Here is a 17,185-nt window from a genome sequence, read left to right as displayed (position 1 = left end):
CGCGGGGTCCGGGGCGGAGCCCCGGCAGCCGGCCCCGGGCCGGATTCGGCGAGCAGCACCGTCAGTCCGGGCCCCGCCCCCTCGTCCTCGGACTCCGCCCGCCAGAAATCGACGGCCTCCTCCAGGATCTCGCTCAGCGTCTCCCAGTCCGCAGGCCGAGCCTCCGCGTACGCCCGCCAGGCGGTCACCACGAACAGCCGCCCCGGCGCAGCCGGCAACCACGACAGATCCCTCAGCGCATCGGCCAGCGCGTCCCAGTTCCCCCCGAAGTACTCGGGAACCTCCAGCGCGGCCCCACACCTTCGCATCAGCTCCGCCTTGCTCCGTACGCCGTCCAGATCCAGCCGTACGGTCGCCCAGCCGGCGGCCTCGGCCGCATCGAGCGCGGGGGCCAGGGGCCGCGGGTCCAGGGTCATCGGAGAACCGCCTTGAAGGTGTCGTAGTGGTCGTCCGTGTAGAAGAACTCCCCGCCCCCACCGGTCACGATCCGCCGGGCCCCACGGTCCCGCTCACCGGGCGTCTTCACGGTGAACTCGTGGTAATAGCCGCGCTTCTTCTGCGGCAGGACCTTTTCGAAATTGCCGAATACGGTCCCGTCCTGCCGGTACTGGTACGGCCCGCCCTTGTCGATCAGCGCGAGCACGTCCCGGGCCTGCTGCGGCAATGCCGAGGCCCGTACCGTCGCCCTGCCCTTCGCCCATCCGGGCGTCGGCACGGCGGAACTCGCCGCCCCGCTCGGGGCAACGTCAACGCCGGAGCCGGCGCTCGCGCTCGTACTGGTGGCGGCGGCAGGCGCGGGTTTCTTCCCGCTGCAACCCACCGCACCGACCAGCGCCGCGCAGAGGAAGACGGCCCCCAGCACACGCAGCAACGATCGGGGCACGTTCCGAAAGATCATGCACCGATCGTGCCAAATATCCGATTCTCCCGCGAATCGCGCGGTGTCTTCAGAGGGCGGACATCTTGGTGTACGGACTCAGGATGCGCTTACGGACCTCAGGCCCGAATTCGACGAGGACAGCGATCCCCTCCTCAATGGCGACGACACGGCCGAGGCCGTGCTCATCGTGAGACACCCGGTCGCCGACGCTGAAGTGCCTGAGCGGCGCTTCCACGGGGGCCTTGAACGGGCTGGACGGCAGATGGCGGCGAGGTACTGCGGACTTTGTCATTGCACCCAGTATGCGCCCAGCAGGCCGTTGAACGGTCCGCCGTTCGGATCTCAATTGCGGCACCATCCGCATCGGCGAACCTCGCGTGCCCGCGTTTGACCGGCATTCGTCCGGACAATCGGACCAATCCGAACAATCACTCGTCGGGGTCGGCCCGCTCCAGCGCCGGCCGCAAACCGGGCTCCGATTCGGTCAGCAGGTAGTCCGCGACAGCCGTGTCCGTCACCAGACTCGTGACCAGTCCCGAGCGCAGCACCGCGCCGATCGCGGACGCCTTGCGCAGCCCGCCGGCGATGGCGACGACCTCGGGGATCCGGCGCAGCCGGTCGGCCTCCACGGTGATGCACCGCTCGCCGAGGTCCCGCCCGACCCGGCGCCCCTCGGCGTCGAAGAGGTGGGCGGACATCTCGGCGGCGACGCCCAGCGAGGCGTAGTGCGCCCGCTCCTCGTCGCTCAGCATGTCGTGGACGGTCGAGATGCCCGGCTCCCAGGACCCGATGGAGACGGCGGCGACGGTCACCTTGTCGAAGTACTCGAAGGCCCGCGCGATCCCCGTCTGATTGCGCAGGGCGGCGGCGGTGGCCGGATCGGGCAGGAGCATCGGGGCGTAGATGGGGTGGGCGTCGCCGCCCGACACCTGCGCGGCCCTGCGTACGGCCTCCACGGACCCGCGCTCGGCCGTTCCGGCGTCGTACACGCCCGTCAGCTGGACGACGGTGCAGGGGGGCAGCCGGTGCAGGGAGGCGGCCATGTGGATGGTCGACCGCCCCCACGCCAGGCCCAGTACGTCGCCCTCGTTGACGAGCTCACCCAGCAGATCGGCGGCCACGGCACCCAGGTTCTCCGGGTCCGGCGCGTCCTCGGTGGCATCGGCGGGAGACTCCACGACGACGGCGTGCCGCAGCCCGTACCGGGCGCGCAGCGCGTCGGACCGCTCCGCGTCCAGCTCGGCCGGCACACGGATCTCGATGCGTACGAGGTCACGCTCCAGGGCGGTCTCCAGGACCCGGGCCACCTTGAAGCGGCTCACGCCGAACTCCTCGGCGATCTGGATCTTGGACTTGCCCTCCAGGTAGAAACGGCGCGCCATGGCCGCCGCCTGCACGAGCTCCGCGGGTCCCATCCGCAGGGCTGACCGTCCCGCCGACATTGCAGACACCGCGTTCTCCTCACTGCTGTTCACACTCTCGTGTTCACACTCTCGACTCGCCGTTCATCCTGTCAGATCCGACGGCCGTTGATCAGCCTGGACAGCTCCCGTTCACCGAGCTGTTCACCAAGCCTTGGTTCAGTGGTCGCAAGCCCAGGGCGCGGCGGCGATCGCCGCACCCGCCTGGTCACGCAGCGTGCGTACGGCTGCCGCCGGATCGACCGCTCCGTAGACCGCGCTGCCCGCCACGAACACGTCCGCGCCGGCCTCGGCGCACCGCTCGATGGTCGTGGCGGAGACGCCTCCGTCGACCTGGAGCCAGAGCTCCAGACCGTGCTTGGAGATCAGCTCCCGGGTGCGGCGGATCTTGGGCAGCATGATGTCGAGGAAGGGCTGGCCGCCGAACCCGGGCTCCACGGTCATGATCAGCAGCATGTCGAGCTCGGGGAGGATGTCCTCGTACTGCTCGATGGGCGTCGCGGGCTTCAGCGCCATGGACGCCCGCGCCCCCTTGGCCCGGATCTCCCGCGCGAGCCGTACGGGCGCGGCCGCGGCCTCGGCGTGGAAGGTCACGGAGCCGGCCCCGGCCTCGATGTACTGGGGGGCCCAGCGGTCGGGGTCCTCGATCATGAGGTGCAGGTCGAGCGGGATGTCCGTCGCCCGGCTGAGCGACTCCACGATCGGTACCCCGAGGGTGAGGTTCGGGACGAAGTGGTTGTCCATGACGTCGACGTGCAGCCAGTCGGCCCCCTGGACGGCCTTCGCCTCCTCGGCGAGCCGGGCGAAGTCGGCGGACAAGATGCTGGGATTGATCTGAACGGCCATGCCCCAAGCGTGCCATGCCGCCGACGCCTTCCGGCCACTACCCCGGAAGTGGAGGGCGGCCGTGCGGGATCGGGCGTGCCCGACTCATTCGGCCGAGCGTCCCCGACCCATTCGGCCGAGCATCCCCTCCTCATCCGGCCGCGCCCCGGGGCGGATCCGCGTAGCGCGCCGCGAGCGCCCCGGCACGCTCGCGCAGCCACGTGCGCAACGACTCCGGGGCCAGGGCCTCGCCGTCCGTGCCGAGCTGCCACAGGGCCCAGCGGGCATGCCGTTCGTCCTGGAAGGTGACCTCCAGGCGCAGCCGGCCGTCCGCGTCGGGTTCTTCGGCGCGGACCGCGAGCGCGGTGTTCAGCAGCTCTTCCCGGCGGCCCGGGTCCACCCGGAGCAGCACGGCGACGTGGTCGCCGCCGGAGAGGAAGCGCGCGGAGCGTTCCCGCCAGATCCGGTCCAGGTCGACCCGGTCCGGCCGCTCGGCCGGCTCGGGCAGCTCCTCGGCGGCCAGGACGCGCGACAGCCGGTAGGTGCGGTCCTCGCCGGCCCGCGTGGCCAGCAGGTAGCCCTTGTCCCGTACGGTGACCAGCCCGATCGGGTCCACCGTGCGCCACTGCGGCGGCTCGCCCGTGGCCTCGTAGCGGATCCGGAGCTTGTGTCCGGCTAGCACCGCCCGCCGGACCTCGATCATCGTGCTGCCGGGCACCTCCTCGGCGACCAGCCGCCGCGAGAGCAGGTCGCCCTCAGGGTCGACGAGGAACCGCTGGGCCGCGTCGCTCGCGGCGGCCCGGTGGCTTTCGGGCAGCGCGTCGACCACCTTGCGCATCGCCGAGGCGAGCGCCGGGCCCAGGCCGAACACCTGCTCCCCGCGCCCCGATCCGGCGGCCAGCAGGGCGAGGGTCTCCTCGTGGTTCAGGCCGGTGAGCTCGGTCCGGAAGCCGGGTGACAGGGCGAAACCGCCGTGCCGGCCGCGCTCGGCGTAGACCGGGACCCCGGCGGCCGACAGCGCCTCGATGTCGCGCAGCACCGTACGGGTGGACACCTCCAGCTCGCGGGCGAGCGTGTCGGCGGTCAGCCGACCGCGCTGACGGAGCAGCAGCACCAGCGAGACCAACCGGTCTGCGCGCATGCGAAAACATTATCGGAATACACGACAGAGGGTGTCGTGATTCGTTGCGAGGCTCTCCCCACAACCTCTTCCGCACCACCTCTTCCGCGGCGGATTCCGCAACGAACCGATGGAGCAGACATGGCAATGCAGCGAACCGCGGTCAACCCGGTGACCTGGTCGGCCGAGCTGGGCTTCAACCAGGGCGAGCTCGTCTCCGGCCACACCCGGACCCTCTACCTCTCGGGCCAGACCGCGATGAGCGCCGACGGCAAGCCCGAGCACGAAGGCGACATGGCGGCGCAGCTGGCGCTGAGCATCGACAACGTGGAGGCCGTGCTCGCCGGGGCCGGCATGTCCCTCGCGCACCTGGTGCGGCTGAACGTCTACACGACGGACGTCGACCTGCTCTTCCGGCACTACGGCGAACTGGCGGCGCGGCTGGGCGCCGCCGGGGTCGCACCGGCCACGACCATGCTCGGGGTGACGCGGCTGGCGGTCCCCGGCCAGCTGGTCGAGCTGGAAGGGACCGCCGTCGCGTGACCTGAGGGCACCTGAGGCGACCGGGGGCCGCCGCGGGCCGGGGGCAGGGGCCGGGGGTCGGGGGGCCGGCTACCCGGTCCGGCGGATCAGCGCCAGGTACATCGCGTCCGTCCCGTGCAGGTGCGGCCACAGCTGGACGTCGGGGCCGTCGCCCAGTGCGGGCACCTCCTGCATGTACGGCCGCGCGTCGATCAGTTCCGCCGCGATCGGGGCCGCGCCCGCGCCCCGTCCCTTCAGTACGTCCTCCACTACGACCCGGGTCTCCGCCAGGTGCGGCGAGCAGGTCGCGTAACCCACGACGCCGCCCACCCGGACGGCCGAGAGCGCCTCGCGCAGCAGCCCGCGCTGGAGCGGCGCGAAGCTCTCCAGGTCCTCCGGCCGGCGGCGCCAGCGCGCCTCCGGGCGGCGGCGCAGGGCGCCCAGGCCCGAGCAGGGCACGTCCATCAGGACCCGGTCGAAGGAGCCCGGAAGCCACGGCGGGCGCGTTCCGTCGGCCGTGATGACCTGGTAGGGGCCCGGGTTGCCGGCGAGCGCCCGCTCGACCAGCCGGGCCCGGTGGGGCTGCTTCTCGGAGGCCAGCAGGAAGGCACCGCGCTGGGCGGCGAGCGCCGCGAGCAGCGCCGCCTTGCCGCCGGGTCCGGCGCAGCCGTCCAGCCAGCGCTCGTCGCGGCCCTCGACCGGTACGGCCGCCAGGGCCATCGCCACCAGCTGGCTGCCCTCGTCCTGCACACCGGCGCGGCCGTCGCGGACCGCCTCCAGCGCGCCCGGTTCGCCGCCCTCGGCCATCCTGACCGCGTACGGGGACCAGCGTCCCGGCAGCGCCGAGTCCTCGCCCACCGCCTCCAGCAGCTCCTGGGCCGTGGACCGGCCGGGGCGCGCCACGAGCGTGACCTCGGGCCGCTCGTTGTCGGCCTCCAGCAGGTCCTCGATGCCGGCGCGGCCGCCGCCCAGCGAGTCCCACAGGGCGCTGACGACCCACCTGGGGTGCGAGTGGAAGACCGCGAGGTGCTCCTCGGCGTCGTCCTCGTACGGCGGGGCGACCTTCTCCAGCCAGCCCTCCAGGTCGTGCGCGGAGATCTTGCGCAGCACGGCGTTGACGAACTTCGCCCGCCCGTCCCCGAGCACCACCCGCGCCAGCTCCACGCTCGCGGACACCGCCGCGTGGGTGGGGATCCGGGTCCCGAGCAGCTGGTGCGCGCCGAGCGAGAGCACGTCGAGCACCGGCGGGTCGACCTCGCGCAGCGGCCGGTCGATGCAGGCCTTGATGACCGCGTCGTACGTGCCCTGGCGGCGCAGGGTCCCGTAGACGAGCTCGGTGGCCAGCGCCGCGTCCCGCGCCTGGAAGGTCTCGTCCTTGCGGGCCTTCTTCAGCAGCGGCGGCAGTACGAGGTTCGCGTACGCGTCCCGCTCGTCCACCGCCCGCAGCACCTCGAAGGCCAGCATCCGGACGGGGTCCTTCTTGGGCCTGCGGTACGGCTTGGCCGTCTTGCCGGGCTTGCCGCCGCTCTTGGGCTGTTCGCTCACGTGAAAGGTGCTCCGGATTTACGTAACGCTGAAGGACAAAGCGCTGAAGGACAAAGCAGGGACAACTACGAAAATCAGCCTACGTCGGCCCCGCCGCCCAGCCGCTCACCGGAAGCGATCCGCACCCCGCGCGCCCAGTCGGCGGCCTTCATCGGCTTCTTGCCCTGCGGCTGCACCCAGAGCAGCTCCACGGCGTGCGAGCCGGTGCCCACGTAGACGTTGTTCTTGGCCACGCCCAGGTCGCCCGGCTCCAGGTCGGTCCGGTCCGTGACCAGCCCGACCGAGACGAGCTTGAGCCGCTCCCCCCGGAAGACCGTCCACGCGCCCGGCGCCGGGGTGCAGCCGCGCACCAGCCGGTCGACGCGCATCGCGGGCGCGTGCCAGTCCACCCGGGCGTCCTCGACGGTGATCTTCGGCGCGAGCGAGATCCCGTCGGCGGGCTGCTCCACCGCGCGCAGGGTGCCGTCCTCGATGCCGTCCATGGTGGCGACCAGCAGCCCGGAACCGGCGAAGGCCAGCCGGGTGAGCAGGTCACCGCTGGTGTCGGTGGGCCGGATCTCCTCGGTCAGGATCCCGAAGACCGGGCCGGTGTCCAGCCCCTCCTCGATCCGGAAGGTGGAGGCACCGGTGACCTGGTCCCCCGCCATGATCGACTGCTGCACGGGCGCGGCGCCGCGCCACGCGGGCAGCAGCGAGAAGTGCAGGTTGACCCAGCCGTGCGCGGGAATGTCCAGGGCGCCCTTGGGAATCAGTGCGCCGTACGCGACCACCGGGCAGCAGTCGGGCGCGATCTCCCTCAGCCGGGCCTGGAAATCGGGGTCGCGCGGCCGGGCGGGCTTGAGCACCTCGATGCCGGCTTCCTCGGCGCGCTCGGCGACGGGGCTGGCGACGAGGCGGCGGCCCCGGCCGGCCGGCGCGTCGGGCCGGGTGACGACGGCGGCGACCTCGTGGCGCCCGGAGGCGATCAGAGCGTCCAGGGCGGGCACGGCGACCTCGGGGGTGCCTGCGAAGACGAGCTTCACTGGGGTCTACCTCGCTATCTCGGCTGTCAGCAGCACATCAGTCTATGGTCTGTCCGCCCACGGTCCCACCTGCGTCGGGCCGCCCGCCCGAGGGGGCGTACGCACACCCGCGCGCTCCTCGCATATGCCGACACGCCCCCACAGCGTGACCTGCCCACCGGGTAGCGCGTTGGTCAAGAGAGATTGACCGAAACGGGCCGCGAAACAGAACGGTGTCTGCGGCCCTATCCGCTCTTCAGCACCGGTTCGAGAGGCTTCTTCATGGCCGACCACGCCACCCACGACGCCCAAGCACGGGCCAGCCTGCACCTCCTGGTGCGGGACATCGAGCGGGTTCGCCGGCAGGTGGATGCTCTGCGTACGCTCACCGCCCAGCTCGGCAACGTCTACCGCCCGCGCCGCTCGGGCCCCTCCACGGGCTTCGTCGTCTACGGCCGGGCCCCCGCACCCACCGTCCGCCTCGCGCAGGAGCTGCGGGACAGCGTCGAGACGCTGGTCACCGCCGCGGTGGACTTCGACCGCTCGCTCGGCTTCTCGTGGGACGCGGTCGGCTCGGCGCTCGGCGTCACCAAGCAGGCCGTCCACCGGCGCTACGGTGCCCGGCGGGCGCAGAGCCCCGAGTCGGCCGAGCGCGAGCCCCTGGCCGAGGGCACGACGACCACGACCCGGACCCTGGGCCCCCTGCCCACCGTCCCGGCGGCGCGCTCGGTGCCGCCGCAGCCGGTCCGCGAGGAGGCGGGCGCCTCCCGCCCCGCCGCCTTCCCCGGCCCCCGCACAGGCTGACCCCGGCCGCCGGGACGCCGACCCCCGACGACCAAGCCCCCGCCGGAGCACCCCCAGGGCCGCCCCGCCGGGGGCTCCGTCGTTCCGGGCACCGGGAAGAGCGAGAGGGGTCCCCTACCCGCCCTTCCACCGTTCCCCGGGCTCCGCCCGGACCCGTTACCGCGCGCGGCGCCGTTCCGGGGCGGAGCCCCAGGATTTTTCAGCCGTCCGGCGTTTGAGGACCGGGGTCCGGGGCGCAGCCCCAGGGGGTCCGGGGCGCAGCCCCGGGGAACGGGCGAAGGGCGGGTAGGCGGGTAGGGGACAGCCCCGCAGGGCCCACCCGCCGTCGGCGGGACGACACCCTCAGCCGATGTCCAGCGGGTCGATCCGGATCCGGACCGCCTCCTCCACCGGGCCCCCCCGGGCCATCCGCCCGGCCTGCGCCGCCTTCAGCGCAGCGGCAAGCGCGGCCCCGCTCCCGGGCGGAACCCGGACCAGCGCCCGCTCCCCCGGCGAAGCCTCCCCCCGCCGCCCGGCGATCGGCACGGGCCCCAGCACCTCCGCGTCGGCCGGCAGCCCGGCCCCCGCCAGGAAGGCCTGGACGGCCTCGGCGCTGCCCGCGGCGACCGCCGCCATCCGGGACACCGGCGGGAACCCGAGCTGTGCCCGCTCCGCGAGTTCCCGTACGGCGTGCCCCACGGGATCCCACCGCACCAGCGCCTGGACCGGCCGCAGCGTCGGCTCGGCGACGACGACCACCTGTCCGTCCCCCCGTACCAGCGAGGCCGCCGCGATCCACCTCCGCAGCGCGTCCTCTCCCGCCCGCAGGTCGGGCCGGCTCAGCATGGCCCAGCCGTCCAGCAGCAGCGCCGCCGCGTACCCGGCGCCCGCCGCGACCGGTTCGGCGCCGGGCGTGGACACCACCAGCGCGGGCCGGTCCGGCACCTCGTCCAGGATGTGGTCGCGCCCGGAGGTCCGTACGGGTACGGCGGGGAAGGCCCGCCCCAGTTCCTCGGCGGTCCGCCGTGCGCCCACGACCTGGGCCCGCAGCCGGAACGATCCGCATTCCTCGCAGTGCCAGGCCGGTTCGGCCCGCCCGCACCACCCGCAGTGCAGGTCCCGCGCGTCGGGCGCCTCCAGCGGCCCCGCGCAGACCGTGCACCGCGCGGGCGTCCTGCACCGCTCGCACGCCAGCCGGGGCACGTAGCCCCGCCGGGGCACCTGGACGAGCACGGGCCCGGTCTTCAGGCCCTCCCGTACGGTCTCCCAGGCGAGGCTCGGCAGCCGGGCGGCCCGCGCGGCCCCGTCCCGGGCCAGCAGCTCGTCGCCAACGGTCCGGATCCGGGGGGCGTACGTGCGCACCGTCTCGCGGTCGGCGACGAGCGGCCGGGCCCAGCCGGACTCGACGAGCTGCGCGGCCTCCACGGTGCAGCTGGTGCTGCCCACCAGGAAGCCGCAGCCGTCGGTGACCGCGCGCAGCTCCAGTACCTCCCGCACGTGCGGGAAGGGGGCGTGGACGTCGCTGTGGCTGGAGTCGCCGTCGTCCCAGACGGCGACGAGCCCGAGGTCCCGTACGGGAGCGAACATCGCGGCCCGGGTGCCGACCACGGCCCGCACGGAGCCCCGGCTGACGGCCAGCCACTCGCGGTAGCGCTTCTCCGGCCCGGACTCGGCGGTGAGCAGCGCGTGCCGCCCTTCGCCGAGCAGGGCGGTGAGCGCCGCGTCGACGCGGGCCGCGGTGCGCCCGTCGGGGACCACGGCGAGGGCGCCGCGTCCGGAGGCGAGGGTGGCGGCCATGGCGCGGGCCAGCTCGTCGGCCCAGCCGGGGCCGGGCAGGGCCGTCCAGACGGCGCGCGGGGTACCGCCGCCCGCCAGGGCCCGCAGAAAGCCGGGGCCGGCCCCGTACCGCTCCCAGCCGGCGGGCTCGGGTGCGGCGGGCGGGGGCAGCGGTTCGGGGGACGGCTTGGCCTCGGCGCGGGCGCTGCGCGCGGGCAGCGCGAGCTGGAGCACGTCGGCGAGGCTGCCGGCGTACCGGTCGGCGACGGCGCGGGACAGCGCGAGCATGCGGGGGCCGAGCACGACCTCGGGCGAGACGACCTGGGCGAGGGCCGCGAGGGCCCCGTTGTAGTCGGACTCGGCGCGGCGCTCGATGACGAAGCCGTCGATGAGCCCGCCGCCCTCGCGGCGGCCGCCGTGGACCCGGTGGGAGCCGGCCCCGAAGCGGACGCGGACGCGGACACCGGGCTGGGCGGACTCGGAGAGCTCTGCGGGGACCGCGTAGTCGAAGAGCCGGTCGAGGTGGAGGACGCCCTTGTTGACCAGGACGCGGGCCACGGGGAGTTCCTCGGCGACGGCGGCTCCGCGCCAGGTGCGCGGCTTGGCCTTGGGTGCCTTGGCCTTCGCCTCGGCGACCATCTCCCGCATCAGCGCCAGCTGCTCCGGCGGGGAATCATTCGCGCTGCTCACACCGCATTCTTACCAAACGCCACCGACAGCGGCGGGCAGGGTGCGGGCGGCCCTCCCGGGATTGTGGGCGGGCCCTCCCGAGATCTGGTCGGGCGGCGGCGGTCCTGCGGGTCCTTCAACACGGGGTTCGCACCCCGCTCCAGATGAAGCCGTCGCCCCTCGCACCGGGAGGGCTGCGCCAGCGTATCGGTGCGGCAGCGGCCGCACCAACGGAATACGGCCCCGGACCGTGAGGGTCCGGGGCCGTCCGTGGAGCAAGTGCTGCGCGCGGGTTCTGCGGGTACTGCGGGTACTGCGGGTACTACAGACCGGCGGCGGTGCGCAGGGCGTCGACGCGGTCGGTGCGCTCCCAGGTGAAGTCCGGCAGCTCGCGGCCGAAGTGGCCGTAGGCGGCGGTCTGGGCGTAGATCGGGCGCAGCAGGTCGAGGTCGCGGATGATCGCGGCCGGGCGCAGGTCGAAGACCTGGCCGATGGCGTTCTCGATCTTCTCCACGTCGACCTTGTGCGTGCCGAAGGTCTCCACGAACAGACCGACGGGCTCGGCCTTGCCGATCGCGTACGCGACCTGGACCTCGCAGCGCGAGGCCAGACCGGCGGCGACCACGTTCTTGGCGACCCAGCGCATGGCGTACGCGGCGGAGCGGTCGACCTTGGACGGGTCCTTGCCCGAGAAGGCGCCGCCACCGTGACGGGCCATGCCGCCGTAGGTGTCGATGATGATCTTGCGGCCGGTCAGGCCGGCGTCACCCATCGGGCCGCCGATCTCGAAGCGGCCGGTCGGGTTGACCAGCAGCCGGTAGCCCTCGGTGTCGAGCTTGATGCCGTCCTCGACGAGCCGGCTCAGCACGTGCTCGACGACGAACTCGCGGATGTCCGGGGCGAGCAGCGAGTCCAGGTCGATGTCCGCGGCATGCTGCGAGGACACGACGACCGTGTCGAGACGGACGGCCTTGTCACCGTCGTACTCGATGGTCACCTGGGTCTTGCCGTCGGGACGCAGGTACGGGATGGTCCCGTTCTTGCGGACCTCGGACAGCCGCTTCGAAAGACGGTGCGCGATGTGGATCGGAAGCGGCATGAGCTCGGGCGTCTCGTCGCAGGCGTAGCCGAACATCAGGCCCTGGTCGCCGGCACCCTGCTTGTCGAGCTCGTCCTCATCGCCCTCGACCCGCTTCTCGTACGCGGTGTCGACGCCCTGCGCGATGTCCGGGGACTGCGCGCCGATGGACACCGACACGCCACAGGAAGCACCGTCGAAGCCCTTCTTCGAGGAGTCGTAGCCGATCTCGAGGATCTTGTCTCGGACGAGCTGCGCGATCGGCGCGTACGCCTTCGTCGTCACCTCTCCCGCGATGTGGACGAGACCGGTGGTGATGAGGGTCTCCACGGCGACGCGCGAGGTCGGGTCCTCGGTGAGGAGCGCGTCGAGGATGGTGTCGCTGATCTGGTCAGCGATCTTGTCGGGGTGACCCTCGGTCACAGACTCCGAGGTGAACAGGCGACGGGACACAACGCTCCCTGGGGTTGCAGCGGCTGCTGGCTGAAATATTGGTGGAACCACATCGGAGGCTGCGCCCGATCACGTTCCGGCTGCAGTTTATCGGTCGCCACCGTTCGCCGGACCACCCGTCTCGCCCTATGGGAGCCGTGTGACCTGCGACACTCCATTCTTACTCAAGGAACACCCTGCGGAAAGGGCCTCCGCTCAGGCGCGTCGCGCGCCGAGCCGGGGTGCCACCTGATCCCAAATCACGTCCGCCAGCGATTCCTTCGGACCGTAGGGGACGGCCAGCTCGCTTCCGTCGGAGGACAGGATGACCGCCTCGTTCTCCTCGGAACCGAAGGTCTTGGCCTCGCCCACCTCGTTGACGACGAGAAGGTCACATCCCTTGCGGAGGAGCTTGCTCCGCCCGTTGGCGAGTACGTCGTCGGTCTCAGCGGCGAATCCGACCACGACCTGGCCCTCCCGGGCGCGGTCGGCGGAAATCTCCGCGAGAATGTCCGGATTCCGTACGAGGGTGACCGGTGCGGGCTCCTGGCCGTCCTTCTTCTTGATCTTCCCGCCCGCGTACTCGGCCGGCCGGAAGTCGGCCACGGCGGCGGCCATCACCACCGCGTCGGCGTCCGCGGCGGCCTTCAGCACGGCCTCGCGCAGCTGCAGCGCCGTCCCGACCCGTACGAGGTCCACCCCGGCCGGGTCGGCGAGCGCGGTGTTGGCGGAGACCAGGGTGACCCGGGCCCCGCGGGCGACGGCGGTACGGGCGAGGGCGTACCCCTGCTTGCCGGAGGAGCGGTTGCCGAGGAAGCGGACCGGGTCCAGCGGTTCGCGCGTGCCGCCCGCGCTGATCACCACGTGCCGGCCGGCGAGGTCGGGCTCGGCCACCCCGCGGGCCAGGACCCTCCTGCACACCTCGAAGATCTCCTCGGGGTCGGGCAGCCGCCCCTTGCCGGTGTCCTTGCCGGTGAGCCGGCCGACGGCAGGCTCGATGACGACGGCGCCGCGCCGGCGCAGCGTGGCCACGTTCTCCCGGGTGGCCGGGTGCTCCCACATCTCGGTGTGCATCGCGGGTGCGAACACCACCGGGCAGCGTGCGGTGAGCAGGGTGTTGGTGAGCAGGTCGTCGGCCAGGCCGTGGGCGGCTTTGGCGAGCATGTCGGCGGTGGCCGGGGCGACGACCACGAGGTCGGCGGACTGCCCGATGCGCACGTGCGGCACCTCGTGGACGCTCTCCCAGACCCCGGTGGAGGCCGGGTTCCCCGAGAGGGCGGCCCAGGTGGCCTCCCCGACGAAGTTCAGCGAAGCCGCCGTCGGCACCACGCGCACCTCGTGTCCGGACTCGGTCAGCCGGCGCAGCAGCTCGCACGCCTTGTAAGCGGCGATCCCGCCGCTGACTCCGAGCACGACCTTCGGCTTACCCACCACACACGCCCCTTCGACGGACTGCGACGACACCTGCGACGACACCTCTATGACACACCACAGGCCCGGCAGATGTTCTGCCGGGCCTGTGGTGAAAGGAAAACTCGTGCCTTACTGAGCCGGGGCCTCGATGGCCTCGGAGGTCAGCAGACCCGCGTTGATCTCGCGCAGCGCGATCGAAAGCGGCTTCTCGTGGACGTGGGTGTCCACCAGCGGGCCGACGTACTCGAGCAGGCCCTCGCCGAGCTGCGAGTAGTACGCATTGATCTGACGGGCACGCTTGGCCGCGTAGATCACGAGGCTGTACTTCGAGTCCGTGGCCTCGAGCAGCTCGTCGATCGGCGGGTTGATGATGCCCTCGGGCGCAGTAATGGAAGAGGACACGCTCTACCTTCCGAAGATGGGGTAATACCTAGAAGTGTCGATTTCCGACCGTCCGGACCGGTTGAACACCGGTCAACGATCAGACGACATTCATCAAGGCTAGCAGCTCGCGCGCGACGTCCTCGACCGAGGTGTTGACCAGGGTGGTGTCGAACTCGGATTCGGCAGCCAGTTCGATCTTGGCGGCGCCTAGCCTGCGCTCGACGACCTCCGCGGTTTCGGTGCCCCGGCCGGTGAGCCGGCGGACCAGTTCGTCCCAGCTCGGAGGAGCCAGGAAGACCAGCTGAGCCTCGGACATGGACTCGCGTACGAGCCGTGCGCCCTGGAGATCGATCTCCAGCAGGACCGGCTCGCCGTTCTCCAGGCGTTCCAGTACTGCGCCGCGCGGTGTGCCGTAGCGGTTGCCCGCGAATTCGGCCCACTCCAGCAGCTCGCCATTGGCGATCAGCTTGTCGAACTCGTCGTCGTTGACGAAGAAGTAGTGGACTCCGTGTCGCTCACCGGGCCGCGGCTTGCGGGTGGTGGCCGACACCGAGAGCCAGACCTCGGGGTGGACCTTGCGCATATGCGCGACGACCGTGCTCTTGCCGACCCCCGAGGGGCCGGAGAGCACGGTCAGCCGCGGACGAACCTCTGCTGCCATAGAGCGATTATCCAGGTTCTCGGGACTGCCTGAGAACGCCGGGAGAACTTCGGACGACGCCTTAGGCGGCGTTACCGCCGAACTCGCGCTCCAGAGAGGCGATCTGGTTGGAACCGAGACCTCGGACACGCCGGGACTCGGAGATGCCGAGGCGCTCCATGAGCTGCTTGGCGCGCACCTTGCCGACGCCAGGCAGGGACTCCAGGAGAGCGGAAACCTTCATCTTGCCGATGACGTCGTTCTCCTGCCCCAGCTTGATGACGTCGTGCAGGGAGGCGCCGGAGTGCTTGAGTCGATTCTTCACCTCGGCCCGCTCCCGGCGAGCCGCGGCGGCCTTTTCGAGCGCTGCTGCGCGCTGTTCAGGGGTAAGGGGCGGAAGAGCCACGCCTACGTCACCTCGGATGTCGAACTGTCGGATACGGACCAGTGGAATGCCGGAAGGCATCACACCAGGCGAGTGCCCGAACAGCGGTGGTGCTCGATCGCTGCTCGTTCACTCTGCTCGGAGACTAGCGGCCATGACCGCTCCAGTCAGCGAGAACGGACGAAAAGTCCTGGTCAGCCTCCACTGAACCGTACATCACGGACAAACCACCCCGGATTTGTCCGGTGAAGGACGTTCGAATTTCGTCAGAGAGTGCGATGAGCGAGCCCGACGGCGTCCTCGAACGCCCCGATCCCGCGTACGGCGAGTGCCGCGCGCAGGTCGTCGCGGATCCTCAGGGGCGCCGACGGATCGTTGAACAGGGCGGTCCCCACCGCCACGCCCGAAGCACCGGCGAGGACGAATTCGAGCGCGTCCCGGCCGGAGGCGATCCCACCCATCCCGAGCAGGGGAACCCGCCGCACGGCGCCGGCCAGCATGGCCCCGTAGACCTGGAAGACGCAGCGGACGGCGACGGGCCTGATCGCCGGGCCGGAGAGCCCTCCCGTGACCCCGGCGAGGGCCGGGCGCAGGGTGTCGGTGTCGATGGCCATCCCGAGGACGGTGTTGATCATCGAGAGCCCGTCGGCGCCCGCCTCCGTGCACGCGGCCGCGATGTCGGTGATCCGCGTCACATCCGGGGTCAGCTTGGCGTAGACGGGCAAGGCGGGGTCGGCCGCGGCCTTGACCGCCTCGACCACCTCGAAGGAGGCGTCGGCGTCGCACGCGAAGACGAGACCGCGGTTCGCGACGTTGGGGCAGGAGATGTTGGCCTCGATGCCGACCACGCCCGGCTGCCCGGTCAGCCGGGCGGCCGCCTCCGCGAACTCCTCCGTCCGCTCCCCCGCGACCGATACGAGCACCCGTGCCCCGCGCTCGGCCAGCCAGGGCAGCTCGTGCTCGACGAAGTGGTCGATGCCGGAGCCCTGGAGCCCGATGGAGTTCAGCATCCCGCTGGGGGTCTCGGCCATCCGCGGCGTGGCCCGGCCGGAGCGGACGTACGGCATCACGGTCTTCGTGGTGATGGTGCCGAGCTCGTGCAGGGGGGTGAAGCGGTGCAGCTCGCGGCCGTAGCCGGCGCAGCCGGAGGCGGTGGAGACGGGGTTGGGCAGGGTGACACGGGCGCCGAGGGGCGCGGACATGTCGACGTCTTCGGGGTTCAGGGGGATCACCGGTGACTCGCCTTCGGGGTCATGGCGGCCGCGCCTTCGAGATCGTCGGGCAGGGTTCCGGCGTCGTCCCAGCGGACGGTGGTGCCGTCGAAAACGGGGCCGGATGTGCAGGAGCGAAGGAAACGGGTGACGCCGTCGGGGCCCGTGACGGGCAGGACGCAGCTCATGCAGATCCCGATCCCGCAGGCCATGGCCTCCTCGACGGCGGTGTGGCTGGCGGCTCCGGCGGCGGTGGCGATCTCCGTGACGGCCTTGAGCATGCCCATCGGACCGCAGGAGTGGACCTCGGTGGCGCCGATCCCGGTGATGGCCTCCAGCAGGGGTCCCGTGACCCGGCCCCGGCGGCCGGCCGACCCGTCGTCGGTCACCACGTACACGTGCTCGGCGAGGGCCTTGGCCCGCTCGACCCCGAACAGCCGGTCGGCGGTGGACGCCCCGAGCACGAAGGCGACCCGGCCGCCGCGGCCGAGGATCTCCTCGGCGAGGGCGAACATCGGGGCGCTGCCGTAGCCGCCGGCGACGAGGACCGCGCCGACCGGGCCGTCGGGGAGCGGGAAGGGGGTGCCGAGCGGGGCGATGAGGTCGACGGTGTCGCCGGGGCGGTGCGCGGCCAGCGCCCTGGTCCCGCGGCCGGCCTCGGCGAAGACGAACTCGACGGTGCCCTGGTCCGGGTCGGCGCGGTGGATGGAGAACGCGCGGCGCAGCAGTGTGCTGGAGTCCCGGCCGCCGATGGCGAGGGCGCCGAAGTGGCCGGGGCGCACGCCGGTGACGCCGGGGGCGTCGAGGACCAGGTGGTGGTAGGCCCCGACGGGGTCGATGCGGCGGATGGTGGCGGCGGTCTGTACTGGGGGCACGCGGGGCGCTCCGTCCGGGGTAGGGGGCCTCACCCCCCACCCCATGATCGCGCGCCCCCGCTCCCGAATCACCGGTCCGAAGCCCCGACCCTCCGGGCCCTACGCCCCGCCCCCGTTCTCCCGCTGCGACCCTTGCCGCTTCGCGGGTGGAGTCCCCTACCCGCCCTTCCACCGTTCCCAGGGCTCCGCCCTGACCCGCTCCTCAAACGCCGGAGGGGCTGGAAT

18 protein-coding genes are annotated in these 17,185 nt (G+C 72.3%); 2 read left to right on the top strand and 16 right to left on the bottom strand.

Translation table 11 applies throughout. The features are described 5' to 3' along the window. From ACFWNV_RS35040 to ACFWNV_RS35015, 6 genes are all read right to left on the bottom strand, one after another. Positions 1-416, bottom strand: a 416-nt coding sequence (locus ACFWNV_RS35040; protein WP_383954919.1) for a barstar family protein, incomplete at its 3' end; no start/stop codon positions are given. Continuing rightward, a complete protein-coding gene (locus ACFWNV_RS35035) occupies positions 413-898 on the bottom strand; it encodes a ribonuclease domain-containing protein (protein WP_383954917.1) in 486 nt (161 codons plus the stop codon). The genes ACFWNV_RS35035 and ACFWNV_RS35040, both read right to left, overlap by 4 nt. A gap of 49 nt (positions 899-947) precedes the next feature. Continuing rightward, a complete protein-coding gene (locus ACFWNV_RS35030) occupies positions 948-1,172 on the bottom strand; it encodes a hypothetical protein (protein ID WP_250741347.1) in 225 nt (74 codons plus the stop codon). Positions 1,173-1,308: 136 nt separating this feature from the next. Continuing rightward, complete coding sequence (locus tag ACFWNV_RS35025; RefSeq protein WP_243334549.1) at positions 1,309-2,322, bottom strand: sugar-binding transcriptional regulator; 1,014 nt, start codon at positions 2,320-2,322, stop codon at positions 1,309-1,311. Positions 2,323-2,460: 138 nt separating this feature from the next. After that, on the bottom strand, positions 2,461-3,147 hold the full coding sequence (gene rpe / locus ACFWNV_RS35020) for a ribulose-phosphate 3-epimerase (protein ID WP_266910447.1): 687 nt from the start codon (positions 3,145-3,147) through the stop codon (positions 2,461-2,463). A gap of 130 nt (positions 3,148-3,277) precedes the next feature. After that, positions 3,278-4,267, bottom strand: a complete 990-nt coding sequence (locus tag ACFWNV_RS35015; RefSeq protein WP_383954914.1) for a helix-turn-helix transcriptional regulator — start codon at positions 4,265-4,267, stop codon at positions 3,278-3,280. A 126-nt stretch (positions 4,268-4,393) separates the two neighbouring features. Here ACFWNV_RS35015 and ACFWNV_RS35010 point away from each other — a divergent pair, with 126 nt between their 5' ends. Continuing rightward, the gene (locus tag ACFWNV_RS35010; protein ID WP_383954923.1) at positions 4,394-4,789 is read left to right on the top strand and encodes a RidA family protein; all 396 of its coding nucleotides are present in this window, start codon (positions 4,394-4,396) and stop codon (positions 4,787-4,789) included. A gap of 69 nt (positions 4,790-4,858) precedes the next feature. Here ACFWNV_RS35010 and ACFWNV_RS35005 read toward each other — a convergent pair whose 3' ends face one another. Together ACFWNV_RS35005 and fmt are read right to left on the bottom strand one after the other, a co-directional pair. After that, positions 4,859-6,313 (bottom strand): RsmB/NOP family class I SAM-dependent RNA methyltransferase, encoded by a 1,455-nt coding sequence (locus tag ACFWNV_RS35005; protein WP_383954912.1) that lies wholly within the window; start codon positions 6,311-6,313, stop codon positions 4,859-4,861. Between the two features lie 74 nt (positions 6,314-6,387). Then, positions 6,388-7,335 (bottom strand): methionyl-tRNA formyltransferase, encoded by a 948-nt coding sequence (fmt, locus tag ACFWNV_RS35000; protein ID WP_383954911.1) that lies wholly within the window; start codon positions 7,333-7,335, stop codon positions 6,388-6,390. 261 nt (positions 7,336-7,596) lie between these two features. Here fmt and ACFWNV_RS34995 point away from each other — a divergent pair, with 261 nt between their 5' ends. Further along, entirely contained in the window at positions 7,597-8,118 is a 522-nt protein-coding gene (locus ACFWNV_RS34995; protein ID WP_383954909.1) for a hypothetical protein, read from the top strand. Between the two features lie 342 nt (positions 8,119-8,460). Here ACFWNV_RS34995 and ACFWNV_RS34990 read toward each other — a convergent pair whose 3' ends face one another. From ACFWNV_RS34990 to ACFWNV_RS34955, 8 genes are all read right to left on the bottom strand, one after another. Continuing rightward, positions 8,461-10,521: a primosomal protein N' gene (locus ACFWNV_RS34990; protein WP_383954921.1), complete on the bottom strand. Its 2,061-nt coding sequence runs from the start codon at positions 10,519-10,521 to the stop codon at positions 8,461-8,463. A gap of 343 nt (positions 10,522-10,864) precedes the next feature. Further along, a complete protein-coding gene (gene metK / locus ACFWNV_RS34985; protein ID WP_383954907.1) occupies positions 10,865-12,073 on the bottom strand; it encodes a methionine adenosyltransferase in 1,209 nt (402 codons plus the stop codon). A gap of 195 nt (positions 12,074-12,268) precedes the next feature. Next, positions 12,269-13,483, bottom strand: coding sequence for a bifunctional phosphopantothenoylcysteine decarboxylase/phosphopantothenate--cysteine ligase CoaBC (gene coaBC, locus ACFWNV_RS34980; RefSeq protein WP_383954905.1), 1,215 nt, complete (start codon positions 13,481-13,483; stop codon positions 12,269-12,271). Between the two features lie 111 nt (positions 13,484-13,594). Continuing rightward, positions 13,595-13,867, bottom strand: a complete 273-nt coding sequence (gene rpoZ, locus ACFWNV_RS34975; protein ID WP_004948662.1) for a DNA-directed RNA polymerase subunit omega — start codon at positions 13,865-13,867, stop codon at positions 13,595-13,597. A 79-nt stretch (positions 13,868-13,946) separates the two neighbouring features. Further along, positions 13,947-14,510, bottom strand: coding sequence for a guanylate kinase (gmk, locus tag ACFWNV_RS34970; protein ID WP_243334346.1), 564 nt, complete (start codon positions 14,508-14,510; stop codon positions 13,947-13,949). Positions 14,511-14,571: 61 nt separating this feature from the next. Beyond that, positions 14,572-14,895, bottom strand: coding sequence for an integration host factor, actinobacterial type (gene mihF, locus ACFWNV_RS34965; RefSeq protein ID WP_243334344.1), 324 nt, complete (start codon positions 14,893-14,895; stop codon positions 14,572-14,574). Between the two features lie 245 nt (positions 14,896-15,140). Further along, positions 15,141-16,106, bottom strand: coding sequence for a dihydroorotate dehydrogenase (locus ACFWNV_RS34960; RefSeq protein ID WP_383954902.1), 966 nt, complete (start codon positions 16,104-16,106; stop codon positions 15,141-15,143). Continuing rightward, positions 16,103-16,960: a dihydroorotate dehydrogenase electron transfer subunit gene (locus ACFWNV_RS34955; RefSeq protein ID WP_383954900.1), complete on the bottom strand. Its 858-nt coding sequence runs from the start codon at positions 16,958-16,960 to the stop codon at positions 16,103-16,105. Before ACFWNV_RS34955 ends, ACFWNV_RS34960 begins: the two co-directional genes overlap by 4 nt. Positions 16,961-17,185: the final 225 nt, after the last annotated feature.

Origin of the sequence: Streptomyces sp. NPDC058401, assembly GCF_042722885.1 — a bacterium.
In the GTDB taxonomy this organism is placed as follows: Bacteria; Actinomycetota; Actinomycetes; order Streptomycetales; family Streptomycetaceae; genus Streptomyces.
Note: the sequence above shows the minus strand (reverse complement) of the source record. Positions and strands in the feature narration are given on the sequence as shown.